General features: G+C 38.4%; 22 protein-coding genes. 5 read left to right on the plus strand and 17 right to left on the minus strand.

Going from position 1 to position 20505, the window contains the following annotated elements; translation table 11 throughout:
• Window positions 1-87: 87 nt before the first annotated feature.
• Complete coding sequence (locus BMX18_RS03275) at window positions 88-1995, minus strand: sucrose-specific PTS transporter subunit IIBC (protein ID WP_093815059.1); 1908 nt, start codon at window positions 1993-1995, stop codon at window positions 88-90.
• A gap of 200 nt (window positions 1996-2195) precedes the next feature.
• On the opposite strand from BMX18_RS03275, the gene BMX18_RS03280 reads away from it, so the two are divergent.
• Together BMX18_RS03280 and BMX18_RS03285 are read left to right on the plus strand one after the other, a co-directional pair.
• A complete protein-coding gene (locus BMX18_RS03280; RefSeq protein ID WP_093815061.1) occupies window positions 2196-3635 on the plus strand; it encodes a sucrose-6-phosphate hydrolase in 1440 nt (479 codons plus the stop codon).
• A gap of 1 nt (window position 3636) precedes the next feature.
• A complete protein-coding gene (locus tag BMX18_RS03285; RefSeq protein ID WP_039696332.1) occupies window positions 3637-4599 on the plus strand; it encodes a LacI family DNA-binding transcriptional regulator in 963 nt (320 codons plus the stop codon).
• A gap of 82 nt (window positions 4600-4681) precedes the next feature.
• Here the strand turns inward: BMX18_RS03285 and nusB are convergent, their stop codons facing one another.
• The 3 genes from nusB to efp form a co-directional block, all read right to left on the minus strand.
• Window positions 4682-5110, minus strand: coding sequence for a transcription antitermination factor NusB (nusB, locus tag BMX18_RS03290; RefSeq protein ID WP_093815063.1), 429 nt, complete (start codon window positions 5108-5110; stop codon window positions 4682-4684).
• Window positions 5103-5492, minus strand: a complete 390-nt coding sequence (locus tag BMX18_RS03295) for an Asp23/Gls24 family envelope stress response protein (RefSeq protein ID WP_014335250.1) — start codon at window positions 5490-5492, stop codon at window positions 5103-5105. Before BMX18_RS03295 ends, nusB begins: the two co-directional genes overlap by 8 nt.
• Before the next feature lie 79 nt (window positions 5493-5571).
• Entirely contained in the window at window positions 5572-6132 is a 561-nt protein-coding gene (gene efp, locus BMX18_RS03300; protein ID WP_074560860.1) for an elongation factor P, read from the minus strand.
• A 183-nt stretch (window positions 6133-6315) separates the two neighbouring features.
• Here efp and BMX18_RS03305 point away from each other — a divergent pair, with 183 nt between their 5' ends.
• Window positions 6316-6630 carry a membrane protein gene (locus BMX18_RS03305; protein WP_024343581.1) on the plus strand — a complete coding sequence of 105 codons (315 nt, stop codon included), beginning with the start codon at window positions 6316-6318 and terminating at the stop codon, window positions 6628-6630.
• Between the two features lie 38 nt (window positions 6631-6668).
• On the opposite strand, the gene BMX18_RS03310 is transcribed toward BMX18_RS03305, so the two are convergent.
• The 4 genes from BMX18_RS03310 to uvrA form a co-directional block, all read right to left on the minus strand.
• A complete protein-coding gene (locus BMX18_RS03310; protein ID WP_006531991.1) occupies window positions 6669-7133 on the minus strand; it encodes a deoxycytidylate deaminase in 465 nt (154 codons plus the stop codon).
• Window positions 7134-7163: 30 nt separating this feature from the next.
• Complete coding sequence (locus BMX18_RS03315; protein ID WP_074965022.1) at window positions 7164-8225, minus strand: M24 family metallopeptidase; 1062 nt, start codon at window positions 8223-8225, stop codon at window positions 7164-7166.
• 134 nt (window positions 8226-8359) lie between these two features.
• Window positions 8360-9616: an MATE family efflux transporter gene (locus BMX18_RS03320; RefSeq protein ID WP_093815065.1), complete on the minus strand. Its 1257-nt coding sequence runs from the start codon at window positions 9614-9616 to the stop codon at window positions 8360-8362.
• A 325-nt stretch (window positions 9617-9941) separates the two neighbouring features.
• A complete protein-coding gene (uvrA, locus tag BMX18_RS03325; protein WP_093815067.1) occupies window positions 9942-12767 on the minus strand; it encodes an excinuclease ABC subunit UvrA in 2826 nt (941 codons plus the stop codon).
• Window positions 12768-13063: 296 nt separating this feature from the next.
• Between uvrA and BMX18_RS03330 the strand changes: the two genes are divergently transcribed.
• Both BMX18_RS03330 and BMX18_RS03335 read left to right on the plus strand, forming a co-directional pair.
• Entirely contained in the window at window positions 13064-14008 is a 945-nt protein-coding gene (locus BMX18_RS03330) for a magnesium transporter CorA family protein (protein WP_020917419.1), read from the plus strand.
• A 375-nt stretch (window positions 14009-14383) separates the two neighbouring features.
• Window positions 14384-15040, plus strand: coding sequence for a DUF1129 domain-containing protein (locus tag BMX18_RS03335; protein WP_093815069.1), 657 nt, complete (start codon window positions 14384-14386; stop codon window positions 15038-15040).
• Window positions 15041-15084: 44 nt separating this feature from the next.
• On the opposite strand, the gene BMX18_RS03340 is transcribed toward BMX18_RS03335, so the two are convergent.
• The 9 genes from BMX18_RS03340 to BMX18_RS03380 all read right to left on the minus strand — a co-directional run bounded on the left by BMX18_RS03340 (window position 15085) and on the right by BMX18_RS03380 (window position 20497).
• Window positions 15085-15531 (minus strand): hypothetical protein, encoded by a 447-nt coding sequence (locus tag BMX18_RS03340; RefSeq protein WP_052071095.1) that lies wholly within the window; start codon window positions 15529-15531, stop codon window positions 15085-15087.
• A complete protein-coding gene (locus tag BMX18_RS03345) occupies window positions 15515-15739 on the minus strand; it encodes a helix-turn-helix domain-containing protein (RefSeq protein WP_043895293.1) in 225 nt (74 codons plus the stop codon). The genes BMX18_RS03340 and BMX18_RS03345 overlap by 17 nt, the downstream gene beginning before the upstream one ends.
• A gap of 1 nt (window position 15740) precedes the next feature.
• A complete protein-coding gene (locus BMX18_RS03350) occupies window positions 15741-16265 on the minus strand; it encodes a hypothetical protein (protein WP_093815071.1) in 525 nt (174 codons plus the stop codon).
• Window positions 16266-16412: 147 nt separating this feature from the next.
• A complete protein-coding gene (gene rpsR, locus BMX18_RS03355) occupies window positions 16413-16652 on the minus strand; it encodes a 30S ribosomal protein S18 (RefSeq protein ID WP_000068664.1) in 240 nt (79 codons plus the stop codon).
• 60 nt (window positions 16653-16712) lie between these two features.
• Window positions 16713-17219 carry a single-stranded DNA-binding protein gene (locus tag BMX18_RS03360; protein WP_039696324.1) on the minus strand — a complete coding sequence of 169 codons (507 nt, stop codon included), beginning with the start codon at window positions 17217-17219 and terminating at the stop codon, window positions 16713-16715.
• An 11-nt stretch (window positions 17220-17230) separates the two neighbouring features.
• Complete coding sequence (gene rpsF / locus BMX18_RS03365; protein WP_006531977.1) at window positions 17231-17521, minus strand: 30S ribosomal protein S6; 291 nt, start codon at window positions 17519-17521, stop codon at window positions 17231-17233.
• A gap of 205 nt (window positions 17522-17726) precedes the next feature.
• Entirely contained in the window at window positions 17727-17873 is a 147-nt protein-coding gene (locus BMX18_RS03370) for an ATP-dependent protease (RefSeq protein WP_228380491.1), read from the minus strand.
• A 190-nt stretch (window positions 17874-18063) separates the two neighbouring features.
• The gene (locus BMX18_RS03375) at window positions 18064-18966 is read right to left on the minus strand and encodes a class C sortase (RefSeq protein ID WP_180366620.1); all 903 of its coding nucleotides are present in this window, start codon (window positions 18964-18966) and stop codon (window positions 18064-18066) included.
• A 133-nt stretch (window positions 18967-19099) separates the two neighbouring features.
• The gene (locus BMX18_RS03380) at window positions 19100-20497 is read right to left on the minus strand and encodes a SpaH/EbpB family LPXTG-anchored major pilin (RefSeq protein WP_093815075.1); all 1398 of its coding nucleotides are present in this window, start codon (window positions 20495-20497) and stop codon (window positions 19100-19102) included.
• Window positions 20498-20505 lie beyond the last annotated feature (8 nt).

The raw sequence follows: 20505 nt of genomic DNA on the forward strand, positions 1-20505 counted from the left end.
ACAAAAGTGCTACAAAGCTTATTGTATCAGTATTTAACTCCATATAAAAAGAGGTTCATTAGAACCTCTTTTATTATAGATATATACTTATTTGAGTTCTAGCAATGCAGCACCTTCAGCAAGTTCACCTTGAGCAACTGGTGTTACTTCTTGGTAGTCAGCTGTATTTGTCACGATGATCATTGTTGTGTCATCAAGACCTGCTTCTGCAATAGCTGCGCGATCAAATGTTCCAAGAACATCGCCTTTTTTAACTTTTTGGTTAGCAGCAACTTTTTGGTTAAATCCTTTACCAGCCATTGAGACAGTATCAATACCGATGTGGATAAGGATTTCAGCACCGTTGTCAGATTTCAAACCGTAAGCGTGACCTGTTTCAAAAGCAAGTTGAACAGTACCATCAACTGGTGAGTAAACTGTGTCTCCGTTTGGTTTAATAGCGATACCTTTACCCATAGCACCTGATGAGAAGACTGGGTCATTAACTGCAGAAAGTTCAACAGCTTGACCTGAAAGTGGGCTTACAACTGTTTCTTCAGAAACACCAGCTTGAGCAAGTGCAGTAACTTCTTCAGCTACTTCTTTTGCTTCTTTAGCAGCTTTAACATCTTTTGTATCATCTTCGTAACCGAACATGTAAGTCAATACAAAGGCAAGAGCTGTAGTTGCAAGAACCATGATGATGTATTTAAGAACTTGACCGTTCAAGTAAAGAAGAGTACCTGGGATAATTGTGATACCAAAACCAGTACCAGCAAGGTTGAAGATTGAAGCTAACCAACCACCACAAGCACCAGCAACAAGACCTAATACAAATGGTTTACCAAAGCGCAAGTTCACACCGAAGATAGCTGGTTCTGTGATACCAAGTCCTGCAGAAAGAGCAGCTGGGAAAGCAAGAGCTTTAAGTTTAGCATCTTTTGTTTTAACACCAACAGCAAGAGTTGCACCAGCTTGGGCAGTCATTGCAGCAGTAATGATAGCGTTGAATGGGTCTTTACCATCAGCAGCAATCAATTGAGATTCAAGCAAGTTGAAGATGTGGTGAACACCTGTAACCACGATAACTTGATGAATACCACCAAGAACAAGACCAGAAAGACCAAATGGCAAGCTAAGCAAGAATTTAGTTCCTGCAAGAACGTAGTTTTCAACAGTGTGGAAAACTGGACCAATGACAAAGAGTGCCAAGATTGACATTACCAAGAATGTCAAGAATGGAACCAACAAGAGGTCAAGCACATCTGGAATTTTTTTGTGTAACCATTTTTCAAGTTTCGCACCAAGCAAACCTACGAAGAATGCTGGAAGAACTGAGTTTTGGTAACCAACAACTGGAATGAATCCAAAGAAGTTAATAGGTTCTGCAGCTTTTGAGGCAACATCCCAAGCATTTGGAAGTGAGTTGTTAACCATCATAAGACCAAGAACAAGACCTACGATTGGGCTTCCACCAAATACGTTAAATGCAGACCAGCAAATCAAAGCTGGGAAGAAAGCAAAGGCTGTATCTGTCAATACAACAGTGTATGTGTAGAAGTTTGTAGATGAGAATGCTTCAGAAGTTGTTCCGAAGAGTCCTAGGATTGTATCATTGTTGATAGCTCCGCGGATACCCATGAAAAGACCAGTCGCTACGATAGCTGGAAGCAATGGAACAAATACGTCACCGAATGAACGGACAGCGCGTTGGAACCAATTTCCTTGTTTAGCAGCTTCTGCTTTTTGTTCATCTTTTGAAGCTGTTGGCAAACCAAGAGCAACAACTTCATCGTACATTTTGTTAACTAGACCAGTACCAAAGATAATTTGGTATTGTCCTGAGTTGAAGAAAGCTCCTTGAACTTTGTCAAGATTTTCAATTTTGTCTTTGTCGATTTTTGCTTCATCAACAACCATAACACGTAAACGTGTGGCACAGTGAGCGACACTGCGTACGTTTTCGCGGCCACCTAAAGCAGCAACAATCTCTTTTGCAATCTGTGCGTTATCCATTTGCAAAAACTCCTTTATATAAAATTACTTTTGTAAGCTTGGTTGTAAGCGTTTCACTTAACTACATTTACATTTTATCATAAAAACGCTTTATGTCAAGCGTTTATCATATTTTTTTCTTTTTGCGGGAAAATAATTGATTTTTAGGCGGAAAACGTTTACTATATTAATAGTAGATAGATAAACTAAAGGAGAAAATTATGAATTTACCTCAAGAAGTACGATACCGTGCTTACGCTGATTGGAGCGAGGAAGAGGTGGTTAAAATCACTGAAAATGTGAAAAAATCACCTTGGCATACCAGCTACCACATCGAGCCTAAAACTGGACTATTAAATGACCCTAACGGTTTCTCATACTTTAACGGCAAATATACATTGTTCTATCAAAATTGGCCTTTTGGCGCTGCTCACGGCCTAAAACAATGGGTTCACACTGAATCTGAAGACTTGGTTCATTTCCATGAAACTAATGTAGAACTTCGCCCTGACACTAAAAACGATAGCCACGGAGCTTACTCTGGTTCTGCCTATGAAATCAATGACAAACTCTTCTTGTTCTATACAGGAAATGTTCGTGACGAAAACTGGGTACGTGACCCACTTCAAATCGGTGCTTGGATGGATAAAGACCACAAGATCACTAAAATGGATGACGTTCTTATCCGCCAACCTGAAGATGCCACAGAGCACTTCCGTGACCCTCAAATTTTCAATTACAAAGGGCAATTCTACGCTATCGTAGGTGCTCAAAGCCCTGAAAAATCAGGCTTTGTTAAACTTTATAAAGCAGTTGATAACAATGTTGAAAACTGGGAAGAAGTTGGCAATCTCGACTTCGGCGGTACTGGTTCAGAGTACATGATTGAATGTCCAAACCTTGTTTTTGTTGATGATAAACCAGTTCTTCTTTACTGCCCACAAGGCCTTGATAAATCTGAACTTGATTACCGCAACATTTATCCAAATACTTATAAAGTATGTCAATCGTTTGACACAGAACATGCAAAATTAGTTGGCGCTTCAGACATTCAAAACCTTGACTATGGTTTTGAAGCCTATGCTACTCAAGGATTCAATGCCCCTGACGGGCGCACATTAGTTGTCAGCTGGATTGGACTTCCTGATGTTGATTACCCAACAGATAAATACGATTACCAAGGTGCTTTAAGTCTTGTTAAAGAACTTTCTATTAAAGATGGTAAACTTTACCAATACCCAGTTGAAGCAATCACCTCACTTCGTGCTGACTCTGAAGCATTTGCTAATAAATCTGAGACAACTAATACTTATGAATTAGAATTAAATTTCCCTGCAAATCAAAAATCTGAAATCCTTCTCTTTGCTGATGACAAAGGCAATGGACTCAGCTTGACGGTCGATACTAAAGACGGTAAAATTATTCTTGACCGCAGTAAAGCTGGTGTTCAATACGCTACAGAATTTGGCACAAGCCGTGAATGCACAATCGATGCGAAAGAAACAAGTGCTAATATTTTTGTAGATAATTCAGTCGTTGAAATCTTTATCAATAAAGGAGAAAAAGTATTTACTAGCCGTGTCTTCCCTGAAGCTGGCCAAAATGGCATCGCTATTAAATCTGGAGACGTTACTGGTACATACTTTGATTTGAAGTACTAATATGGTAGCAAAATTAACTGACGTTGCTGAACTTGCTGGGGTTAGCCCAACAACCGTTTCACGCGTTATCAACAACAAAGGTTATTTGTCAGAAAAGACAAAACAAAAAGTTCAAGAAGCTATGAGAACTTTAGGCTATAAACCTAATAACCTCGCTCGTGGACTTCAAGGAAAATCAGCCCAACTCATCGGACTTATCTTTCCTAATATTAGCAATATCTTTTATTCTGAACTGATTGAATATCTTGAAATCGAACTATTCAAACATGGTTATAAAACGATTATCTGCAACAGTGAAAATGACCCTGCCAAGGAACGTGAATACATCGAAATGCTTGAAGCTAACCAAGTTGACGGCATCATTTCATCAAGTCATAACCTTGGTATCGATGATTACGAACGCGTCAGTGCACCTATTATTGCTTTTGATAGAAACCTGGCCCCAAACGTTCCTATCATTGCTTCAGATAACTTTGAAGGAGGTAAGCTAGCTGCTCGTACCCTTCAAAAAAATGGTTGCGAAAATATCATCATGATCACCGGACACGATAACACTGATTCTCCAACCGAATTACGTGCCCTTGGTTTTACATTTCAAATTCCTCACGGTGAAGTTTTCAAAGTTCCTAACAACTTATCCACAATTCGCCGTGAAATGGAAATCAAATCCATCATCGCACGAACTAGACCTGATGGTATCTTTGTTTCCGATGATTTGACAGCCATTTTAACCATGAAAATCGCAAAACAATTAGATTTAAAAATCCCTGAAGATTTGAAAATTATCGGGTACGACGGTACGTCATTTATCGAGAACTTCTTCCCACAATTGACAACTATCCGTCAGCCAATCGATGAAATCGCTAGTCTACTTGTGGACATTCTCCTAAAACGTATTAAAGGCGAAAAAACAAGCAAAGACTACATCTTACCAATTTCACTTCTTCCCGGTGGAAGTATCTAATAAACACAAAAGCACAGGCATTTATGTCTGTGCTTTTTAGGTACAAAAAAAAGAGAGATGACAAGCATCTCTCTTTCATGTATTATTCAGTAACAAACTGACTCAACAATCCATTGACGAATTTTGCTGATGTTTCGTCTGAATATTTTTTAGCAATTTCAATGATTTCATTGACCGCTACACGTCCAGGTGTTTCTTCGAAGTATTTCACTTCATAAAGACCTAAACGAAGCAAAGCTTTGTCAGTTAGTGTTAAACGCTCTAGTGACCAGCCTGATTTTAAGTGTGCTTCGATTTGTTGATCAAGTTCTGATTGCAAATCACATACACCTTTGACAAGGTTTAAAAGAAATACTGGAACTTGAACTTCTTCGTCTTCTTCAATTTTCTTGTCGTAAGTGTAGGCAAATTCAGCAGCTGCCAAATAGTCTCCACCAAATTCGAGGCTAAAGAGTGCCTGGAAGGCACGTTCACGAAGGTCACGTCTTGAATTTGTAAAGTTATTAGTCATCCAAGAAATCCTCGTCGAACAATGCTTTCAAATCAGGTTTTGGTGTTTTTTCAGGAACGATTCCTTCAACGTGAATGTTGACAGATGAGATAGTCACTTCTGCCATTTCGTAAACTGCAGCTTTAACAGCTTTTTGGATAGCCATTGAAACAGCAGGAACGTTGACACCGTATTGAAGATATACATAGATATCAGCGTTAACTGTACCATCTTCTTCTGTTTGAAGGTAAACACCTTTACCTAAAACTGTTTTGCTGAAAGTATCAGTCATGGCTTTGTTACGAAGTGAGTGAACGCCATCAACTTTTGTTGCAGCAATACCTGTGATAACTTCTAGTACTCGTGGTGAAATAACAATATCACCGATATTTTCAGTTGTCATAAGCATTTCCTTTCTAATTAAATTTAAGGATTAAAAAGTAAAGAGAGCGGTGCCCTCTCTACCCGCTCTACTGGCAAGCTTAGGCACGTGATACGTAAGTACCTTCTTGCGTATTGATTACCAATTTTTGACCGATTTCGATAAAGTCTGGTACGTTAACAACAAGACCTGTTTCAAGAGTTGCAGGTTTACCAGAACCAGTAACTGTAGCACCTTTGATTGATGGTTGAGTATCAGTAACTGTCAATTCAACAGTTGTAGGAACAGTCACACCGATAACTTCAGTTCCGTAGAATTGGATTTTAACTTCTGAGTTTTCAAGAATGTAAAGCAATTCTTGTTCTACGTTAGCAACTGGAATTTCATATTGTTCATAGCTTTCAGTATCCATGAAGTATGCTGTGTCATCCATTTTGTAAAGGTATTGTGCAGCACGTGTTTCGATGATTGCTTGTTCGAATTTTTCTTCTGGACGGTAAGTTGTATCGAATGTTGAACCAGTACGTACGTCACGAAGTTTCATACGCATAACTGTGTTACCTTTACCTGGTTTGTGGTGGCTTGCTTCGAGAACTTTGATGAGTTTTCCATCAGATGTTACGAAAGTCATACCTGCTCTAAGCTTACTTGCTTCAATCATTTATTCATTACCTCTTATAAATTATTTATCACTTCATTTTACCATAAAATACGCTATGGCTCAAATCTTTTTGGTTTTCAAAAGAATAACCCTCTCCTACTATTTTAGACTTCATTGTTAAAAAAATCCAATTTTGATACAATAAAACTTTAGAAATTTATTAAAAAGGGAGATTTACTGAATATGAAAGTGAAACTTGAGAGTCCAGAGGGAGAGATTAAAGAAGTTAAAGTTGGTTTCAGCTGGACAACGCTATTCTTTTATTGCTTTGTGCCACTTTTTCGTAAGGATTGGAAATGGCTTGGCATTATGCTTGGAGCAATGATTTTAGGGGGAATGCTCTCACTAAGTCTTAATGTCGATACTGGCATCGGACTTGGCTTAAACATTGCTTTTGCTATTTTATACAACAACTTTTACATCAATGATTTGTTAAAAAAAGGTTGGACGCCAGCTTCCGAAATTGACGAAAAAATTCTAAAAGATAAATTGAACTAAAAAGACTAAAAGAGCACTTCTTTTGAGTGCTCTTTTTATTAGTCATCAAAATCATCCATGCCAAGTCTCACTTCTGGGACATCGTGCTGAACGCATTCGACACCTTTTTGTTTCATCAATTCGATAGCAAATGGATGCATGCGGTAAGCTGTTTTGTAAGTAATCTTCTTAATTCCTGCTTGAAGAAGCGCTTTGGTACAGTTAATACACGGAAAATGTGTCACGTAAATCTCTGTACCTTTGGTTGAAATGCCTTCCTTAGCACACTGGATAAGGGCATTCATTTCTGCGTGAACGGTACGGATACAATGACCGTCTTCCATTTTATGTCCTGCTTCGCTACAGTTATCAGTTTCAGAAACACCACCATTGTAACCAGTGGCGATGATACGATTATCTTTAACCAAAACAGCTCCGACAAAGGCACGATCACAAGTTGAGCGTTTTGAAATCAACTCCGCATTTGCCATAAAATAATCTTCCCAAGAAAGTCTTTCAGTCATTGTTTTCCTCCTTTTCTAAACGTTTAGTTATTACAAGATAATCAATTCTTTCGGTGCCAAGGTCAGAACCTCGCACCCTTTTTCAGTGACGACAAGGTCATCTTCGATACGCACACCGTATTTGTTATCAAGGTATATGCCTGGTTCATCGGTGATGGTCATGCCGACTTCAACCAATTCATCAGAATTTCCAAAGAATGGGATTTCGTGAATATCAAGTCCAATTCCATGACCAATTCCGTGTGTGAAGTGCTCACCATAACCAGCTTTTTCAATCACATCACGCGCTAGCTTATCATAATCACGGCGTGTCATACCAGCTTTGACCGAATCAATCACAGCTTGATTAGCGCGCAAAACCACATCATAAATCTCACGCTCTTCATCTGTCGTCTCACCGATGTGGATAGTACGCGTCATGTCGCTGACATAATGATTGTAGTAGCAACCAAAATCGAGGGTCAAGGTTTCGCCTGACTGGATAACTTTCTCACTGGCTACGCCGTGAGGCATAGCAGAGCGGTAACCTGATGCTGCAATGGTTTCAAAAGATACCCCAGAAGCTCCATACTCACGCATACGAAAATCAAGAAAATTCGCTACTTGCAATTCTGTTGTCTGACCTGGTTTGATGAAGTCTAGCATGTCCGCAAAAGCACGGTCAGAAATCGAGCAAGCTTTTCGGATAGTCGCAATTTCAGAAGCATCTTTAATCATGCGTAATTCTTCCATGAAATTCGTCGTAGCTACCAAATCATAACCTGCAAACACACCCTGCAAAGTCTGATAATAAGCAAATGACACCTGACTATCAAAACCAATCGTCGAAATCGCATCAGACGCAATCGCCTTAGCAATTTCAGAAAGTGCATCTCTGCTTTCGATGATATCAAATCCTTGAACCGTTTGCTTAGCAATCAAAGTGTAGCGAGCATCCGTTACGAACAAACGACGTGTTTTGGAAATAAAGACAGTTGCTGCTGTCCCCCAAAAACCTGTCAAATAATAAATATTATTTTGACCAGTCACCAACATGGCGTCCAGCTCTTTTTCATCTAACTTAGCATCAAATCTTTTCAGTCTTGCTAACATGAACCTCTCCCTCTCTCGTTTTTTAAAATAATTATACCAGAAAATCCTTGAAACAATCGCCTTTTTCACGTTTTTTCACAAAATACTTAGCTGGTAAATCAATTTTATCGTAAAAAAAGAACCATCAGGTTCTTTTAAGTTATTGAATTTGCTTTTTTGATGAACAAAATACTTAGAATAACTAGGCTTAAGCCGTAAATAAAATAAAGCGATTGGTAGCTTTGAAGACCCAGAAATTGAATGATCAGTAAAACAGCGATGCTTAGCAGATTGACCACAGTCGTCATACTGACCACCCATTTTTCAGCATGGCTACTTTGCAAAAGCATTTTTGAACTTTCGTAAAGTGGGGTGGCTGCCATGACTAGCATAGTAAATGCCGTAAGCGCAATGATATTTGTATTAATTTGACTTGATAAGAATTCAGCAAAGATATTAGCACAAAGCGTCACTATCACAGCAAATCCAAAACTCATTAGATAACTATTTCGATAAATCACGCGCATAAATGACTTATTTTCATGCTTTTGACCAGCTTGCGGCAAAAAGACAGAAACCGCACTAGCATACATATAAGCAGGCAAACGCACCATTGAAAAGAGCTGACTAATCACTGCATAGATAGAAAGTATTTTTAGGCCTTGACGTCCCATCAAAGCATCAAAAGCCATGATAAAAAGGACACTTTCTAAAATTTCTTGAATGGTTAAAGGAATCCCAAAAAGAATTAACTCTTTTTTACAAGTTGACTGAGATTTCAAAGCCTCAAAAATCACATCATGAACTAAATAAAAATAAGCCAAAACCACTAAAAACAAAGAAGTTATAGCAGAAATCGCTGCGCCCTTCACTCCAAAAATTGGAACCAAATAGTAATTCATCACCACATCAAGCAGCGAGCTAACAAGCCCAATCCAAAAAATCGGCTTGGTTTTCTTTTCAACTTTTAAAACATTTGTCAACAAAAATGTTAACAAGGTCAGAAGAATATACGGTGACATAATAACGAGGTAAAGTGTTGATAAGTCAAGCAATTCTCCTGAAAATCCATAAAATAAACGTAAAAAGGATTTTCCAAAAACTACACAGATGACTAAAAAACTAGCACCTATCACCACATCAAGTAAGAAAGAGGACTTAAACAAATCTTTAAAACGCTTCTTGTCATTTTCTGCAAAAGCACGTGCCCCTTTGATATTAAAAGACAAGCTAAAAGCCCCTAAAATCCCACCAAAGGCAAATAAGAAATTTTGAATCACAGATATTCCAGAAAGGGCAACACTGGAATCATTAACCGCAAAATGCAGTGACAATTGATTAATCAAAAGCTGTGCAATATTGGTCGCAATCAATGGAAAAACATAGCGATTAACTTCTTTTGAATAAGACATAAATCCTCCAATAAATCTCAACAGTAACCAATACCGTCTCCCATAAATTAGAATCATTATAACACAAAGAATCCCAAGTGATAGAAGAACATTTAAGTATTTAACAAAAATGGAAGAATACCTTTCGTACTCTTCCAAATTACCTTGATGAAATCTAAAGCTATTTTTGGGGGTTATTTTTTCTTTTTATCCGATAAATAAATTGCAAGACTTGCAACAAAAACAGTAAAAATTCCTAAATATAATGCCATAATTTCCATATCCTCGCTTACGATTTGTCCACTTATAATTCCATAATTTTCAAAAAGCTTACTAATTGTGATTTTTATTTCAATTTATCTTTTAAATATTGTCCTGTGTAAGATTCTTTGACTTTGGCGACTTCTTCTGGTGTGCCTGTAGCGATGATTTGTCCACCACCAACACCACCTTCCGGTCCAAGGTCGATGATGTGGTCAGCAGTCTTAATCACATCAAGGTTGTGTTCAATGACAAGCACGGTATTGCCGTCATCCACAAAACGTTGAAGAACTTTAAGCAGACGGGCAATGTCATCTGTGTGAAGACCTGTCGTTGGTTCATCAAGGATGTAAAGACTCTTACCAGTTGAGCGTTTGTGAAGTTCACTAGCCAATTTCATACGCTGTGCTTCACCACCAGAAAGCGTTGTGGCTGGCTGACCAAGTGTGACATAGCCAAGACCAACATCTTTGATGGTTTGCAATTTGCGGGCGATTTTAGGAATTGGCGCAAAGAACTCAACCGCGTCATTAACTGTCATATCGAGAATTTCAGCGATATTTTTATCTTTGTAATGAACTTCAAGCGTTTCACTGTTATAACGTGTGCCATGACAAACTTCACATGGCACGTAAACATCTGGCAAGAAGTGCATTTCAATTTTGATAATTCCGTCACCAGAACAAGCCTCACAACGTCCACCTTTGACGTTAAATGAGAAACGACCTTTCTTGTATCCACGAATCTTAGCTTCATTTGTCTTAGCGAACAATTCACGGATATCATCAAAGACACCTGTATAAGTTGCAGGATTTGAACGCGGTGTACGACCGATTGGGCTTTGGTCGATATCAATCAAACGTTCAATGTTTTCCACGCCTTCAAGCGCTTTGTGCTTACCTGGCTTATCAGAATTACGATTTAATTTTTGAGCGACAGCTTTTTTCAAAATACTGTTGACCAAGGTTGATTTACCAGAACCAGATACCCCTGTCACTGCGATGAATTTTCCAAGCGGGAAAGTCACGTCAATATTTTGCAAATTGTTTTCGCAAGCACCAAGAACACGTAGGAAACGTCCGTTACCTTTACGACGTTCTAGTGGCACAGGAATTTCTTTTGCACCTGACAAATATTGCCCTGTGATTGATTTCTTGTTCTTAGCAACTTCTTCTGGCGTTCCTGAAGCGACGATTTGCCCACCAAATTCACCAGCTCCTGGTCCGACATCAATCAACCAATCAGCTTGACGCATAGTATCTTCGTCGTGTTCAACAACAATCAAGGTATTGCCAAGGTCACGCATCTTCTTCAAACTGTCAATCAAGCGGTCATTGTCACGTTGATGAAGACCAATCGACGGTTCATCAAGGATATAAAGAACGCCAGACAAGTTTGAACCAATTTGTGTTGCCAAGCGAATACGTTGACTTTCACCACCTGACAAAGTCCCCGCAGAACGTGACAAGGTCAAATAATTCAATCCCACGTTATTTAAGAAAGTCAAACGGTCTTTGATTTCTTTAACGATTGGTGTGGCAATCGTCTTTTCATTTTCAGAGAGTTCTAGGTGATTTAAGAGTTCCAAGTGGTCAGCAACTGACAAATCAGACACTTGTCCAATATTCAAACCATTTTCACCACCTACACGAACGCAGAGCGCTTGATTATTCAAGCGGTAACCATGACAAGTTGGACATGGCAATTCATTCATGTAACCGCGCATGACATTGCGGGTAAAATCACTATTTGTCTCGTGGTAACGACGGTTAATATTATTAACCACCCCTTCAAATGGAAGGTCAATGTTGCGTTCGCCACCAAAATCATTGACATAGTGGAAATGGAATTCACGCTCACCTGAACCATAAAGGACAAGATTTTGCTCGTCTTCGCTCAAATCCTCAAAAGGCGTATCCATATCAACCCCAAAGGCTTCCATGGCTTGTTCAAGCATAGCAGGATAATAGTTTGATGAGATTGGATTCCATGGCGCTAGCGCTCCCTCACGAAGCGTTTTGCTACGGTCAGGAATCACCAAATCCAAGTCAACTTCCAATTTATTTCCCAAACCATCACAAGTTGGACATGAACCAAACGGCGCATTAAATGAGAAAAGACGCGGTTCTAGCTCTGGCACCGTAAAACCACAAACAGGACATGAATAATGTTCAGAAAAGAGCAATTCATTGCCATCCATGGTATCGATGATGACATAACCATCTGCCAAGCGAAGCGCAGCTTCCACAGAATCAAAAAGACGTGAACGAATACCGTCTTTATTAATTAAACGGTCCACGACAATTTCAATATTGTGCATTTTGCTCTTAGAAAGCTCTGGCACTTCTGAGATATCATAAATCTCACCATCCACACGCACACGCACATAGCCATCTTTTTGAATGCGATCAAAAATTGTCTTGTGTTGCCCTTTTTTACGACGAACCACTGGCGCTAAAATCTGCATACGCGTCCGTTCTGGCAAAGCTAAAACCTGATCAACAATCTGCTCAACCGATGACGCTGTAATGGCACCATGCCCATTAATACAGTAAGGCGTTCCCACACGAGCATACAACAAGCGCAGGTAATCATTGATTTCTGTCGTTGTCCCTACGGTAGAGCGTGGGTTTTTACTTGTCGTTTTTTGGTCAATGGAAATAGCTGGGCTAAGACCTTCAATCGAATCCACATCAGGTTTTTCCATGTTACCAAGAAACATGCGGGCATAAGCAGACAAGCTTTCAACGTAACGACGTTGCCCTTCTGCGTAAATCGTATCAAATGCCAAACTTGATTTTCCAGACCCTGACAAACCAGTCACAACAACCAATTTGTCCCGCGGAATCTCAACATTGACATTTTTTAAATTGTGGGCACGAGCCCCACGGATAATTAATTTATCTTGCATAATCTATGAGATAAGCTAAGCTTGACACTAGGCCACGCTTAGCTTTCCATCCTTTCTTTGCGAGTACATTTTCTTCTTATTTCATTATAACAAATTTTCTACTTTTCTCTGTCCCCAAAAACTGCTAATTGTAGTATAATAGACTAGTATGTAGAGTTTTGTCTAAAAAGAGATTATTTTACAACTTAAAAAAATCATTGAACAAGAACTAAAGACGGCACTATCGCTGGTGGTCCTAACTAGTTATCATAGTTTAATAGTTCTTGTATCTCATCGCAAAAGGAGGGGTTGTTTTTATGGAACAAATGTTTCTATCAACAGCGTTAGAGTTTAAAGAAATCAATACATTCGAGCCAGGAGCTTGGATTAATTTGGTTAACCCCTCCCAGGAAGAGTCTGTGAGTTTAGCCGAACAATTTAATATCGATATCACAGACCTTCGTGCACCACTCGACCTTGAAGAAACGTCACGTATCTCTGTCGAAGACGATTATACTTTGATTATCGTCGACGTCCCAACCTACGAAGAACGTAATAACAAAAGCTATTATGTGACAATTCCGCTAGGTATCATCGTAACTGACAACGCGGTTATCACAACGTGTTTACAAGAATTAACATTATTTGATAACTTCTTCAATCGTCGTGTGAAAAACTTCTATACCTTCATGAAGACACGTTTTGTTTTTCAACTGCTTTATCGTAACGCAGAGCTATTCCTAACAGCCCTTCGTTCTATCGACCGTCAAAGCGACCGAATCGAAGCAGAATTGGAAAATGCTACACGTAACGAACAATTAATCGACATGATGGAGCTTGAAAAATCTATCGTCTACTTGAAAGCCTCATTGAAATTCAATGAACGTATCGTTAAAAAACTTTCGAGTAGTACCAGCTCTTTGAAAAAATACATCGAAGACGAAGATTTGCTTGAAGATACTCTGATTGAAACGCAACAGGCCATTGAGATGGCTGGCATTTACGAAAATGTCTTGAATGCCATGACTGAAACAACCGCTTCAATCATCAACAACAACCAGAATACCATCATGAAAACCTTGGCTTTGATGACCATGGCACTTGATATTCCAACGGTTATCTTCTCTGCCTACGGGATGAACTTCCAAAACAACTGGTTACCATTAAATGGTCTACCACATGCCTTTTGGTACATTGTCTTCATCGCCGCTGCCATGAGCTTGTCTGTGGTATTCTACTTCTTCAGGAAGAAATGGTTTTAATAGAGTACGTTTTAAGGTAGCTAAAGCTACTCTTAAAACGACGGGAAGTCTTATATGACTTCCCTAACTCTCTTACTAGCTCGAAAAGTGATTAATGTCGAATCACTTTTCTCTCGTCGTAACAATCATCACCTACTTACGCGACTAAATAGCTATCAGGATTCTTCCTAGGCAGCTTACTAATTCGTAGTTTTGTTGGAGATTTCCTAACTCTCTGACTAGTTTGAAAAGTGATTAATACTGAATCGCTTTTCTCTTGTTGTGACTTTATTGAAAATGAATTTTGGGCATTTACTAGTTAGAAAAAGCAAAGGTTTTGTTTTCTCTAACTAATAACTGGCTTTATCTTATAAGACCTTATACAGGAGAATATTTATGGATTTAACTAATCTTACTAAAAAGAACCAAGAATTTATTCACATTGCTACTAATCAATTGATTGAAGATGGTAAATCTGACGAAGAAATCCAAGCAATTTTGGAAGAAGTTTTACCAACAATCATTGAAAATCAGAAAAAAGGCTTAACTGCTCGTGCCCTTCTTGGTGCACCAACGGTTTGGGCTGCTTCTTTCACTGAAAAAGCTTCTGATGCTAAAGCAAACCAAGAAAAGAAAAATGATAACCCTTGGTTAATGTGGTTAGATACATCACTTCTTTTCATCGGAATCGTTGCTCTACTTAACGCCCTTATGGGATTCTTTAATTCAGCAGCAACTAGCTCTGGACTTTTCTCACTTCTTGCCCTTGGTTTTGGTGGAGGTGCTGCTATGTACGCAACTTACCACTTCATCTATCGCTTCGCTGGTAAACCTAAGAGCGAACGTCCAGGTTGGAAAAAAACTTTCCTTGTACTTGGTTTATCAATGCTTGGTTGGGTTCTCCTATACACCGCAACTGCATTCTTACCAGCCGTTCTTAATCCACAATTACCACCAATCGTAATGTTAATCATCGGTGTTGTATCACTTGTCGGACGTTATTTCCTACAAAAGAAATACAACATCCTAAACGCAATGACACCACAACAATAAAAATAAATAACCTCACTAAGCATAAGTTTTAGTGAGGTTATTTTTTATTTAGAACGCAAAGTTAAAGCAATGTCATCTGGCCAAGTTGAAGTCATTTTAATCTGATCAAGGTTTTCAACCGAAATTTTTTTAGCTGAGAAATATGTTTTCTTATGATAGCGGATATTGAAATCATCCTGACTATCTTCTTTAACATCTGTTAATGATTTGTCATTCAGTGAAAAATCAGTCTTCAGACCTTCTTTCAAATCTTCTTTTGTAAACATGACATACACTGTCCCAGAAAAGTGATTCTCTAAAGGTAAAACCTCATCTTTGTTTACTACTAAAATATCTTTAACATTTAGTTGTTCTTCTTCACTTTGATAAGCTTTACTACTTTCTGCTTTAATGGCACCAGCGGTATCATAAGAAGCTTCTGAGACAATACCACAGCCAGATAGCAACCCAAATAATAAAGCCACTCCCAAAACCTTAATTACTTTCATCATAATCTCTCCTATATTCTAAAATATCTCCCGGCTGACAATCCAACTCTCTACAAATACTCATCAAGGTATTAAACCTGACCCCTTTTGCCTTCCCGGTCTTCAAAATAGACAAATTCGCCTCGGTGATTCCTATTTTCTCAGCCAGCTCCTTAGAGGTGATATTTCTTGATTTTAACACCTTATCTAAATGTACTTTTATTTCTTCCATATCAAATAATCTCATCGTGATCTTTTTGCAATTCATAACCACGTTTTAGCACAACAATAGCAATATCATTGATAATAATAAAGACAATATTCACAAGATAATCTTTTAAAGATAAATCAAATAAGCTGCTTGCATCTGCTATTTTAGAAAAATTAAATGAGATGTTAACAAGTAATTGAATACCTGTGAATAAAATCTGGTAAAGAAGAACTTTAGAAAGCAAATTGATGTTTTCGGAGCAAAAATACTCTTCATCTTGAAAATTTATCAACAGCTTATCCAAAGCTCGCATTATCCTAAACAGAAGGTAAAAAATAATCATAGCCATTATTAAGACAACAATCGGAATCCAGACAGAGACCTGAACACTTTGATAACCATAATCCAAAGTAAATAAGCCACCATGATTTTGCCCAGCAAAAAATACTGCAAAAATACCAAATCCCATCAAAATCATACCTACAAGAGATAGATAGCGTATTATTTTAACAACTTCTCTTCCAACTTTTAAAGCAATCTCTTTCATAAGTCTCCCTCTAAATTATTGTTTTACAATAATCGTGTTCTTAAAATTATTATAAAACAATAATTTCAACTTGTAAACTCAAAAAAGATTTTTCCACACAAAAAAACGACCTCTTTCGAAGTCGTTTTTTCTGATCACCGCAACGAATTAGTCTTCGTTTACGAATGGCATAAGAGCCATAACGCGAGCGCGTTTGATAGCTGTTGTTACTTTACGTTGGTTTTTAGCTGAAGTTCCAGTTACGCGACGTGGAAGAATTTTACCACGTTCTGAAACGAAACGGCTAAGAAGCTCAGTATCTTTGTAATCAACATATTCAATTTTGTTAGCTGCGATGTAATCAACTTTTTTACGGCGTTTGAATCCGCCACGACGTTGTTGAGCCATGTTTTATTCTCCTTTATATTATTGTTGTTTCAAGTTTAACACTTGAGGTGTCCATATCCATTAGAATGGAAGATCGTCATCTGAAATATCCATTGGGTTTGAATTACCAAATGGGCTTTCGTCACGACCGAAGTTAGGTGTTTGTTGTGAAGATTGTGATGAGAAACCACCATTAGAAGATCCACCAAATGATGAATTGTTGTTAAATCCACCGTTGTAAGAACCACCTGATTGACCTTCACGTGTAGCACGACTTTCCAAGATTTGGAAATTATCTGCAACGACCTCAGTTACGTAAACACGTTGGCCTTGTTGGTTTTCATAGTTACGAGTCTGAATACGACCAGTAACACCAACCAATGTGCCTTTTTTAGCCCAGTTAGCCAAGTTTTCAGCTTGCTGACGCCAAATAACACAGTTAATAAAATCTGCTTCGCGTTCACCATTTTGATTCTTGAAGTTACGGTTTACAGCAAGTGTAAATGTCGCAACTGCTTGATTAGATGGTGTGTAACGGAGTTCTGCATCGCGGGTCATGCGACCGACAAGTACTACATTATTAATCATAAAATACCTTCTTACGCGTCAAGTTTAACGATCATGTGACGAAGAATGTCACCGTTGATTTTTGAAAGACGGTCGAACTCGTTAAGAGCTACAGCATCTTCTGCTTCAACGTTAACAACGTGGTAAAGTCCTTCGCGGAAATCTTTGATTTCGTATGCAAGACGACGTTTTTCCCAGTCTTTTGATTCAACAACAGTTGCACCGTTGTCAGTCAAGATAGAGTCAAAGCGTGCTACCAAAGCGTTTTTAGCTTCTTCTTCAATGTTTGGACGAATAATGTAAAGAATTTCGTATTTAGCCATTGATATTTTTCCTCCTTTTGGTCTAATGACCCGTGACCGAAATCACGAGTAAGTGAGGTATACTCACAATAAACTATTATACTATAGCTTCAGAAATTGCGCAAGAGATATGCGGGAAAGAAAGTGTTTTTATCCTAAATTTTTTTATCAATTTATATCCCCAAAATCCCCAAAACAAAAAAGCAGGTGTGCTCTGCTTCTTTGCTTAAAAATCGCCTTTATTAGAAACGGCTAAGTTTGTCTCATAAATCTCCGTTGCAAAATCTAATTCTTTTCTAAAAGCATTTGCTTCTTCACGACTTTCAAAAATCTTTTGTGCTTGAACGTACTGTTGACCACTGCGCCAGTACATCTTCCTAACAACCCACATATCCTTACCTCGCTTTTCGCTAGTATAACTCCAATTATAGCATAAATTTTATGAATTGTTGCAAAATTAAGTCTTGTATTTAACTTTTAATATAAACTTCAAATTGACTTAACAAAAACTTTGTGAAAGCGTAACAAAAAAAGATGAGCTTATCGCTCATCTTCAATCTTTTTTAACCATCCTTAAAAATTCTTTTTAATTGATTAATCGTTTCTTGATAGTTTTTAGAGTTCATTTGTGGTCGTTTAAGTCCCTTTTGACTGAGGTATTTACCAACTCGGTCACCATGACGTTTGAGGTACCTGCTACTTGTTACAACAAAGATGTAGATAACGATAACAAGACAGATTGGAATACCGATAAACGGTGCAATATAAAGTGCATTTAGCTGAAGGGCATCGGAAGTGGTCTTAGCTTCGCCATCAGCATTTGGAATGCGGTGCCCACGAACCAACAAACGTTGGGTATTAACACCATAAGGTGTACATGTCACCAAGGTTAAATAATCTTGATTTGGATCAATGGTCAAATCACTAAAATCAGTTGGTTCAACCACTCGAATCTGATCGACTTCATAAGTCAAGGTTTCATTTAAAACGTGAATGGTAAAGGTATCTCCTTCACGCAATTTATCTAAGTCAGAAAACAACTTAGCTGAAGGCAATCCACGGTGACCAGATAAGACACAGTGTGTGCCTTTTCCGCCAACTGGAAGAGATGTCCCCGCCAGATGTCCGATGGATGTCTGCAAAACCTTGTCGTCTGTTCCGTGATAAACACCTAATTTTATATTGATCTTAGGAATACTAATGTAACCCATGGCACCATCATGATTGAAGTTTAACTGAGATTCATAGTCTGCTTTTTGCGCATCATTCATGTCCCAATTCATGCTAGTCAATCTCTTATTGTAATCTTTTGCCCGATTTAAAATCTTAGCGTATTCTTCATCAGACATTTTTGAGACGCTCTTAGCATAATTCATAATTCCTTTTGTCTGGTGAAAGGAATTCCAATAGTCACTCAATGAAGGGTAACTAACCAAGCCCAGCCCAATGAGAAAGACGAAGGGCATTATCAAAGATTTCCAATGTTGCTTTAACCACGCCACTGCTTTTTCTCCTTTCTGCTGGCAAACTTTCTCTAAAAAGAATCATCTTCGAAAATAGACTCGTGCTACTTTCGAAGATGTTCCAATCCTTTAATCATTAAAGATTTTTAACACGACGTTTTGCAACCATGTAAACGAAAGCAACTAGAATAGCTGTAGCACCTACGACATAGAGCATTTTAGTACCAAATGAACCAGTTGATGGCAATTCTGTACCTTTTTGGTTAAGAACGCTAGCTGTAGTTTGGTCTTTGTTAACAACAACTTCTTGACGGCTAGTCAATTTGTTATAACCAGCAGGTGCTTTGATTTCTTCAAGGAAGAAACGTGTTCCATCTTTTAGACCTGAGATGTGAGTCATACCAGCTGGGATAACTTCTACACAATCTGAAGCAGCATCAGTTGAAACAGCAATACGATACATAGTATCTGAAAGTTTCACAAATTTGACTGGAGTTGTACTTGTTTCAGAATCATAAACTTTGAATTCAGCTCCTGTCAAAGTAGTAGTACCATTTGTTTTGTTAATTGTGAATCCATATGTTTTAACAGTTTCAGTTTCTGTGGTGATGTTACCTGAACCACCATCATAATTGTAAGTGACTTTCGCACTGTTGGTTGCTTCACCAGTACGGTTAGTAACACCAGCTGCACCAGGCAATACAGTAGCTGAGTAAGTAAGAGTTACTTCTGATGGAGTATCATAAAGTGATTCGCCAGTTGATGTATTAATCCAAGGAAGAACAACTGTTAATTTACCAGTAGTTGAATCTACATTAACTGATTGTGGAGTAATTGTTTGTTCAGTCTGAGTAACAGTACTTTTTACTTTAACTACAACACTACTTGCATTGATAGCCAAGTTTGTTGGAGTATCGACGATAGTGTAGTCAGTGATTTGTTTACCTTCACCATCTTTCACCACATAGTTTGTTGCTTTGTAATGAATTGTGTAGTTAACAGTATCACCGATTGTTGCTGATTCTGCACTTGCTGTCTTAGTTGCATCACTTGGACTTGGAGTATTTTTATCTACAACGTATGCATTTGGATTGGTACTGTCTACTGTAATTGCTGCACCAAGTGAAGATTCAACAAAGTAATAACCGAATGACAATCCTGAGAATGACACAGTGTTACCAGTTGCTTCTACTGGGCTTCCTACTTGAGTACCAAAACCTTTAGCCCAAGTTTTAAATGCATCACTTCCCACTACAGATTGAGTAGTCGTTGATTTTGCTGTGACGTTTCCAGCAGAGTCAACATCAAAGTAAGTTGCAACATCTGCTGCTGATTTACCATCTGGTAGTGTATAAGCAATAGCTCCATTATCACCTACTGTGGCATTAAAAAGTTTATAAAGGGTATAAGTTTGTCCCAATTGGGCGTTTTGAACCGTAATGGTTCCGGTTGTATCCGCAAAGACTTGACTTCCGGTGAAAAGAAGTGCAAGAGCTGCGAGGAGTAATGTCATCACATTTCTGATCTTTTTCATAGTGAACC

It is taken from the genome of Streptococcus sp. 45 (assembly GCF_900108865.1).
In the GTDB taxonomy this organism is placed as follows: Bacteria; Bacillota; Bacilli; order Lactobacillales; family Streptococcaceae; genus Streptococcus; species Streptococcus ruminicola.

What these genes read in the sequence shown, in the direction of transcription:
- BMX18_RS03275 (WP_093815059.1), bottom strand. Translation starts at nt 1,995, where the DNA reads ATGGATAACGCACAGATTGCAAAAGAGATTGTTGCTGCTTTAGGTGGC.
- BMX18_RS03280 (WP_093815061.1), top strand. Translation starts at nt 2,196, where the DNA reads ATGAATTTACCTCAAGAAGTACGATACCGTGCTTACGCTGATTGGAGC.
- BMX18_RS03285 (WP_039696332.1), top strand. Translation starts at nt 3,637, where the DNA reads ATGGTAGCAAAATTAACTGACGTTGCTGAACTTGCTGGGGTTAGCCCA.
- nusB (WP_093815063.1), bottom strand. Translation starts at nt 5,110, where the DNA reads ATGACTAATAACTTTACAAATTCAAGACGTGACCTTCGTGAACGTGCC.
- BMX18_RS03295 (WP_014335250.1), bottom strand. Translation starts at nt 5,492, where the DNA reads ATGACAACTGAAAATATCGGTGATATTGTTATTTCACCACGAGTACTA.
- efp (WP_074560860.1), bottom strand. Translation starts at nt 6,132, where the DNA reads ATGATTGAAGCAAGTAAGCTTAGAGCAGGTATGACTTTCGTAACATCT.
- BMX18_RS03305 (WP_024343581.1), top strand. Translation starts at nt 6,316, where the DNA reads ATGAAAGTGAAACTTGAGAGTCCAGAGGGAGAGATTAAAGAAGTTAAA.
- BMX18_RS03310 (WP_006531991.1), bottom strand. Translation starts at nt 7,133, where the DNA reads ATGACTGAAAGACTTTCTTGGGAAGATTATTTTATGGCAAATGCGGAG.
- BMX18_RS03315 (WP_074965022.1), bottom strand. Translation starts at nt 8,225, where the DNA reads ATGTTAGCAAGACTGAAAAGATTTGATGCTAAGTTAGATGAAAAAGAG.
- BMX18_RS03320 (WP_093815065.1), bottom strand. Translation starts at nt 9,616, where the DNA reads ATGTCTTATTCAAAAGAAGTTAATCGCTATGTTTTTCCATTGATTGCG.
- uvrA (WP_093815067.1), bottom strand. Translation starts at nt 12,767, where the DNA reads ATGCAAGATAAATTAATTATCCGTGGGGCTCGTGCCCACAATTTAAAA.
- BMX18_RS03330 (WP_020917419.1), top strand. Translation starts at nt 13,064, where the DNA reads ATGGAACAAATGTTTCTATCAACAGCGTTAGAGTTTAAAGAAATCAAT.
- BMX18_RS03335 (WP_093815069.1), top strand. Translation starts at nt 14,384, where the DNA reads ATGGATTTAACTAATCTTACTAAAAAGAACCAAGAATTTATTCACATT.
- BMX18_RS03340 (WP_052071095.1), bottom strand. Translation starts at nt 15,531, where the DNA reads ATGATGAAAGTAATTAAGGTTTTGGGAGTGGCTTTATTATTTGGGTTG.
- BMX18_RS03345 (WP_043895293.1), bottom strand. Translation starts at nt 15,739, where the DNA reads ATGGAAGAAATAAAAGTACATTTAGATAAGGTGTTAAAATCAAGAAAT.
- BMX18_RS03350 (WP_093815071.1), bottom strand. Translation starts at nt 16,265, where the DNA reads ATGAAAGAGATTGCTTTAAAAGTTGGAAGAGAAGTTGTTAAAATAATA.
- rpsR (WP_000068664.1), bottom strand. Translation starts at nt 16,652, where the DNA reads ATGGCTCAACAACGTCGTGGCGGATTCAAACGCCGTAAAAAAGTTGAT.
- BMX18_RS03360 (WP_039696324.1), bottom strand. Translation starts at nt 17,219, where the DNA reads ATGATTAATAATGTAGTACTTGTCGGTCGCATGACCCGCGATGCAGAA.
- rpsF (WP_006531977.1), bottom strand. Translation starts at nt 17,521, where the DNA reads ATGGCTAAATACGAAATTCTTTACATTATTCGTCCAAACATTGAAGAA.
- BMX18_RS03370 (WP_228380491.1), bottom strand. Translation starts at nt 17,873, where the DNA reads ATGTACTGGCGCAGTGGTCAACAGTACGTTCAAGCACAAAAGATTTTT.
- BMX18_RS03375 (WP_180366620.1), bottom strand. Translation starts at nt 18,966, where the DNA reads ATGCCCTTCGTCTTTCTCATTGGGCTGGGCTTGGTTAGTTACCCTTCA.
- BMX18_RS03380 (WP_093815075.1), bottom strand. Translation starts at nt 20,497, where the DNA reads ATGAAAAAGATCAGAAATGTGATGACATTACTCCTCGCAGCTCTTGCA.